Genomic DNA, 6768 nt, shown 5'->3' with positions numbered 1-6768 from the left:
ACCGTGACCACCTCGCCGGAGCGGGCGAAGGCGACGCAGTGGGCGGCGGCGGGGCCGGTGGCGGTCAGTGGGGTGTACGTGGCGTCGGGGCCGAACCAGGCGGGGTGGGCGCGGCGGAGGCGCAGGGCCGTGCGGGTGAGGTGGAGCTTCGCCGCGGAGAGACCCGCGGGTTCCTCCGCCGCGAAGTCCGGCGGGCGGCGGTTGTCGGGGTCGACGAGGGCGCGGAAGACGCGTTCGGTGCCCATGTAGACGTCGGGGACGCCGGGCATGGTCAGGTGGAGCAGGGCCGCGCCCAGGGTGTTGGCACGGATGGACGCGGCGGCGGTCTCCGCGAAGGCCGTGAGCTCCTCGTGGGCCGGGCCGCACGGGCCCGCGACGACGAAGCGCTCCACCGCCTGCTCGTACGCCGCGTCGGGCTCCGTCCACGTGGTGCGCAGCGCCGCCTCGCGGACGCTCTTGAGGACGGCGGGGACGAGCCGCAGCGCGTCCGGCTCGCCCAGGCCGAAGGCGTTCTGCCAGGCCGTCCAGGCCACGTGCGGCTCGGGCGGGGCGGTCCGCTCGGTGACGTCGGCGAGCAGCCGCGCCCACGCGTCGGGGTACTCGGTCAGCGCCGCCGTCCGCGCCCGGACGTCGGCGCTCCGCTTGGTGTCGTGCGTGGACAGGACCGTGCCGGTGGCGGGCCAGTCGCGCTGGAGCCGCGCGCAGAAGGCGTGGAACTCGTCCGGCGCGACGGCGGGCCGGCCGGGGGAGCCGCCGACCTCCGTCGCCGAGAGCAGCGGCGCGTACCGGTAGAAGGCGGTGTCCTCGACGGACTTGGCGTGCAGGGCGGCGGCGGTCTGCGCGAACCGGGCGCAGAAGTCCCGGTGGTCCGGGCCGTCGCCGAGCCGGCCGAGGGCCGCGTCCCGTACCACCTCCACCGCGTCCGCCTCCTCCGGGACGGCGAAGGCCGCCCGGGCCTCCCGCGCCGCCTCCTCCAGCAGCACGGCGTCGGCCGGCGCCGCGGGCTCGCCGGGGCGGGCGTAGGGGCGGTAGACGGGCAGCCGGACGAGGATCTCGCACAGGGCCGTGCGCAGCGCCCAGGGGGCGTGGTCGCGCAGCGGGAGGGCGCCGTCGCAGATCCGGCCGGCGACGCGGACGAGGCGTTCGACCTCCGTCACCAGCTCGTGGGAGACCATCCGCCAGGCGGCCCGGCGGGCGGTCGCGGCCCAGTCGCCGCCGCGGTCGGGCGGCGGTTGGGCGAACGCCCGGTAGGCGGCGGTGAGCCGCTCGGCGCCGGCCGGGTCGGTGAACAGGCCGTCGATGTGGTGGAGGGCGTCGTAGCCGGTGGTGCCGGCCACGGGCCAGCCGGCGGGCAGGGTCTCGTCGCGGGCGAGGATCTTCTCGACGACCGTCCAGCGGCCCCCGGTGGCCTCGTGCAGCCGCCGCAGGTAGCCGGCCGGGTCGGCGAGCCCGTCCGGGTGGTCGACCCGCAGCCCGTCGGCCACGCCCTCGCGGAGCAGCCGGAGGACCGTGGCGTGGGTGGCCTCGAAGACCTCGGGGTCCTCGACGCGGACGGCGATCAGCTCGGAGACGGTGAAGAAGCGGCGGTAGTTGAGCTCGGTGCGGGCCAGCCGCCACCAGGCCGGCCGGTACCACTGGGCGTCCAGCAGCTCCGGCAGCGGCAGCTTCTCGGTGCCGGGGCGCAGGGGGAGGACGTGGTCGTAGTAGCGCAGGGTGCCGTCGTGGACGGTGAAGCGGTCCAGCTCCTCGCCGAGCCGGCCGGCCAGCAGGGGGAGCAGGACGCGGCCGCCGTGCTCGGCCCAGTCGATGTCGAACCAGCGGGCGTAGCGGGAGACCGGGCCGTCCCTGAGCACCTCCCACAGCGGCCCGTTGAGGCGCTCGGGCGCGGGGACGGCCATGTGGTTGGGGACGATGTCGAGGATCAGGCCGAGCCCGTGGGCGCGGGCGGTGCGGGACAGCGCCCGCAGCCCCTCCTCGCCGCCGAGCTCGGCGCGGACCGCGGTGTGGTCCGTCACGTCGTACCCGTGGGCGGAGCCGGGGACGGCCTCGAGGACGGGGGAGAGGTGCAGGTGGGAGACGCCGAGGGCGGCGAGGGCGGGCACCGCCCGCTCGGCCGCGGCGAACGGGAGGGCGGGCTGGAGCTGGAGGCGGTAGGTCGCCGTCGGCGGCGCCGGGCTGTCGCGCTTCATGGGAACATCCGTACCCAGGTGGAGGGCTCGTCTCGCAGGATCCCGCCGTTCCGGGGCGTATGTCGCCGTTCTAGAGCGGGCGTTGCAGGACGGCCATGCTGCGGTCGGTCAGGGTGAGCCGGTCGCCGGCCGCGAGTTTCCGCCCGTCGTCCGTCACCCCGTCCGGGAGCGCCGTGTCCACCACGACCTGCCACAGCCGCCCGTGGTCCGGCGGGATGACGAAGTCCAGCGGGCCGTGGTGGGCGTTGAACAGCAGCAGGAACGAGTCGTCGACCACCCGTTCCCCGCGCGGGCCCGGCTCGGAGATGGCGCCGCCGTTGAGGAAGACCGCCAGGGACTTGGCGTAGGCGGCCTGCCAGTCGGCGTCCCGCATCTCCTCCCCTTCCGGGGTGAACCAGGCGATGTCGGACAGCTCGTTGAAGGTGCCCTGCTCGGGGCGGCCGTGGAAGAAGCGGCGGCGGCGGAAGACCGGGTGGTCGCGGCGGAGCCAGACCATCGCGCGGGTGAAGGCCAGCATGCGCCGGGCCCGCTCGGCCGCGGTGCCGTCCGGGCCCGGCCAGTGCACCCAGGACAGCTCGCTGTCCTGACAGTAGGCGTTGTTGTTGCCGCGCTGGGTGCGGGCGAACTCGTCCCCGTGGCTGATCATGGGCACGCCCTGGGAGAGCAGCAGGGTGGCGATGAGGTTGCGCATCTGCCGCTCGCGCAGGGCGAGCACGGCGGGGTCCTCGGTCTCGCCCTCGACACCGCAGTTCCACGACCGGTTGTGGCTCTCGCCGTCCCGGTTGTCCTCGCCGTTGGCCTCGTTGTGCTTCTCGTTGTAGGAGACCAGGTCGTGCAGGGTGAAGCCGTCGTGGCAGGTCACGAAGTTGACGGAGGCGAGCGGGCGGCGGCCGTCGTCCTGGTAGAGGTCGGAGGAGCCGGTCAGCCGGGAGCCGAAGTCGGCCAGGGTGGCCGGCTCGCCGCGCCACAGGTCACGGCAGGTGTCCCGGAACTTGCCGTTCCACTCGGTCCACAGCGGCGGGAAGTTCCCCACCTGGTAGCCGCCCTCCCCGACGTCCCACGGCTCGGCGATCAGCTTCACCTGGCTCACCACCGGATCCTGCTGCACCAGGTCGAAGAACGACGACAGCCGGTCCACCTCGTGGAACTGCCGGGCGAGCGTCGCCGCCAGATCGAACCGGAACCCGTCCACCCGCATCTCGGTGACCCAGTAGCGCAGCGAGTCCATGATGAGCTGGAGCACATGGGGACTGCGCATCAGCAGGGAGTTCCCGGTGCCGGTGGTGTCCATGTAGAACCGCGGGTCGTCCGCCAGCCGGTAGTACGAGGCGTTGTCCAGGCCGCGGAAGGAGAGCGTCGGCCCCAGGTGATTGCCCTCGGCCGTGTGGTTGTAGACGACGTCCAGGATCACCTCGATGCCGGCCTCGTGCAGCGCCCGCACCGCCGACTTGAACTCCAGCACCTGCTGCCCGCGGTCGCCCCAGGAGGCGTAGGCGTTGTGCGGGGCGAAGAAACCGATGGTGTTGTAACCCCAGTAATTGGCCAGGCCCAGGTCCACCAGCCGGTGGTCGTTGACGAACTGGTGCACCGGCATCAGCTCGATCGCCGTCACCCCCAGGTCCTTGAGGTGGTTCACGATCGCCGGGTGCGCCAGCGCCGCGTAGCTGCCCCGGACGTCCTCCGGCAGGTCCGGGTGAAGCATCGTCAGACCCTTGACGTGCGCCTCGTAAATCACCGTGCGGTGGTACTCGGTGCGCGGCGGCCGGTCGTCGCCCCAGTCGAAGTACGGATTCACGACGACGGACGTCATCATGTGCGGAGCGGAGTCCAGGTCATTGCGGGCGTCCTGGTCGTCGAAGTGATAGCCGTAGACCGCCTCACACCAGTCGACGGCACCGCTCACCGCTCGTGCGTACGGATCCAGGAGCAGCTTGGCGGAGTTGCACCGCTGCCCCCGCTCGGGGGCGTACGGGCCGTGGGCCCGGAAGCCGTACCGCTGCCCCGGCATCACCCCCGGCAGATAGGCGTGGCGCACGAACGCGTCGCTCTCCCGCAGCTCGACCGCCGTCTCCGAACCGTCGTCGTGCAGCAGGCACAACTCGATCCGCTCCGCCGCCTCGGAGAAGACCGCGAAATTCGTGCCGGCACCGTCATAGGTGGCACCGAGGGGATACGCCTGTCCCGGCCAGACCTGCATAGGCTCGACTCTTTCGCTTCTCCGGGCTCTCCCGGGCACCGTTGCCCTGGACCGTCGAGATACAGATCTTCCCCAAAAGCGGCGGCCCCACCGCTCGGCGGGCCACGTCCACTCGGGTGACGGGCGCGATTTTCCCCCGGGGACGCACCCCTTCCACAAGCCGGTTTCGGCCTTTCTCCGTGCTCCGCCCCGGATATCACTATGAATCAGCTCACTCCCGTACCGGCCGCCCCCGACAACCGCCACATGCGGCAGGCGAGTTCACGAGGTGGTGACCCGGCGCGTGTGCGCCGCCTCCCGCGGGCGCAGTAGTCTGCCTTGATCATTGAACGGGGGGCGGAAGGCGGTGGACTGGTGAGCTCGGGCGGGCTGGAGCTGCCCCCTGCGGACGGCGACGCGGGGGAGGAGGCGCCCGGCAGCGCGCCCCTCGGCGCGGTCTCGCTGGTGCGCCCCGGCGAGATCGGGGCGGAACTGGACTGGGACGCCGCCGCGTGGAGCGAGGTGCGCACCCGCGCCCGCCGCGCCGGCCGCGCCTACATCTGGCTGAATCTGGTCGAACAGCGGTTGCGCGCCGTCGTCGCCGCCGTGCTGCGGCCGGTGTACGAGCCGGTGCACGGCGAGGACGAGTGGGTCGTCGCCGCGGCCGGCCCCGCCGGGCAGGAGTGGGTCCAGCGGGCCGTCGCCGTGCGCGAGGTCAGCCGCCGCAAGGGCTACCTCCTCGACCCGGCCGACGACAACGTCCTCAGCTTCCTCACCCTGCCCCAGCTGCGGGAACTCCTCGTCCAGCACTGGCCCTGCTTCGAGCCCTACCTCGACGACCGCCGGGAGCTCGAACTGGCCCTCGACGAGCTCGAGGTCACCCGGAACGTCGTCTCCCGCAACCGGGCCCTCTCGCGGGCCGTCCTCGACCAGGCGGAACGCGCCTCCGCCCGGCTGCTCGACATCCTCGGCAGCGGCCCCGGCGGGCACTCCGTGGACCGGCTGCCCGTCGACGCCGTCGAGGACCTGGTCGGCGACCGCTACGCGGACGTCGTCGGCGTCCACCCGGACCGGGTGCGGCTCCAGCGGCAGCTGCCCGTCGAGGACCTCTTCGGCAGCGCCCGGCGTCTCGACGCGGTCGGCATCGGCCTCAACCTCCTCGTCCAGAACTACTCCGGGCGGCGGCTGGTGCGGCTCGCCGAGGCCGGCTGCCGGGCGCGGCTCCTCTTCCTCAACCCGGCGAGCAGCGCGGTCCGCCGCCGCGAGCGCGAGCTCGGCCTGAAGAAGGGCGAGATGAGCCGGTCCGTCGAGATGAACATCATGCACATGCGGCGGGTGCGCGACCGGCTGGCCGACCCGAGCGCGTTCGAGATCCGCGTCTTCGACGAGACGCCGCGCTTCACCGCCTACCTCGTCAACGGCGACGGCCCCGACGGGCTCGCCGTCGTTCAGCCCTATCTGCGCAAGGCGCGCGGGATGGAGGCCCCGGTCCTCGTCCTGCGCGGCGGCCGGCGCGCCGAGGCCCGGGCGCAGGCGCCCGACGACCACGGGCTGTTCGACACCTACCGCGAGGAGTTCGACGGGGTCTGGCAGGACTCCCGGCAGGTCTCCTGACGCTCCCCGGCCCGCCCCCGGCCAGCGGGTATGACGCCGCGTCACCCCGTTGTCAGTGCCCCGTGCGAGGCTGGTGGTCCAACGGGGAAGGCACCACCGAGGGGGATGTGGCATGGGCTGGCACGGGGAGTTGCTGATCGGCTTCGACCTGGAGACGACCGGGACGGATCCGGCGGAGGCGCGGATCGTCACGGCGGCCGTCGTGGAGACCAAGGCCGGTGAGCCGGTGGGCCGGAGGAGCTGGCTCGCCGATCCGGGCGTGCCGATCCCGGACGAGGCGGCGGCCATCCACGGCATCACCGGGGAGCGGGCCGCGGCGGAGGGCCGGCCCGCGTACGAGGTGGTCGCGGAGATAGGCCGGACGCTGGCCGCCCACTGGGCGGCGGGCACCCCGGTCGTCGCCTACAACGCGGCCTTCGACCTCAGCCTGCTCGCCGCCGAACTGCGCCGGTACGGCCTGCCGCCGCTCCTGCCGGAGGGGTTGGGCCCGGTCATCGACCCCCTGACCATCGACCGTGCCGTCGACCGCTACCGCAAGGGGCGCCGCACGCTGGGGGCGGTCTGCGAGGAGTACGGGGTCGCCCTGGACGCCGCTCACGAGGCGGGCGCCGACGCCCTGGCGGCGGTGCGGGTCGCGCGCGCGATAGCCGAGCGCCATCCGCGGATAGCGGAGGCGGATCTCAGGGAACTGCACCGCCGGCAGGCGCGCTGGTACGAGGAGTGGGCCAGGGGCTATCAGGCGTGGCTGAGGCGGCAGGGGAAGGAGGGGGCGGCTGTCTCTTATACACA

Annotated in this window: 4 protein-coding genes; 2 read left to right on the top strand and 2 right to left on the bottom strand. The window is 73.4% G+C overall.

What is annotated here, in order from left to right; genetic code table 11:
• Both treY and glgX read right to left on the bottom strand, forming a co-directional pair.
• Positions 1-2189: malto-oligosyltrehalose synthase (gene treY / locus ACSNOK_RS29060; protein WP_436783770.1), on the bottom strand; the 2189-nt coding region annotated here is incomplete at its 3' end.
• Positions 2190-2259: 70 nt separating this feature from the next.
• Complete coding sequence (glgX, locus tag ACSNOK_RS29055; protein ID WP_436783769.1) at positions 2260-4386, bottom strand: glycogen debranching protein GlgX; 2127 nt, start codon at positions 4384-4386, stop codon at positions 2260-2262.
• A gap of 354 nt (positions 4387-4740) precedes the next feature.
• Here glgX and ACSNOK_RS29050 point away from each other — a divergent pair, with 354 nt between their 5' ends.
• On the top strand, positions 4741-5979 hold the full coding sequence (locus ACSNOK_RS29050) for an SAV2148 family HEPN domain-containing protein (protein WP_436783768.1): 1239 nt from the start codon (positions 4741-4743) through the stop codon (positions 5977-5979).
• 112 nt (positions 5980-6091) lie between these two features.
• Positions 6092-6768, top strand: a 677-nt coding sequence (locus ACSNOK_RS29045; RefSeq protein WP_436783767.1) for a 3'-5' exonuclease, incomplete at its 3' end; no start/stop codon positions are given.

Origin of the sequence: Streptomyces sp. URMC 126, assembly GCF_051386555.1 — a bacterium.
In the GTDB taxonomy this organism is placed as follows: Bacteria; Actinomycetota; Actinomycetes; order Streptomycetales; family Streptomycetaceae; genus Streptomyces.
Note: the sequence above shows the minus strand (reverse complement) of the source record. Positions and strands in the feature narration are given on the sequence as shown.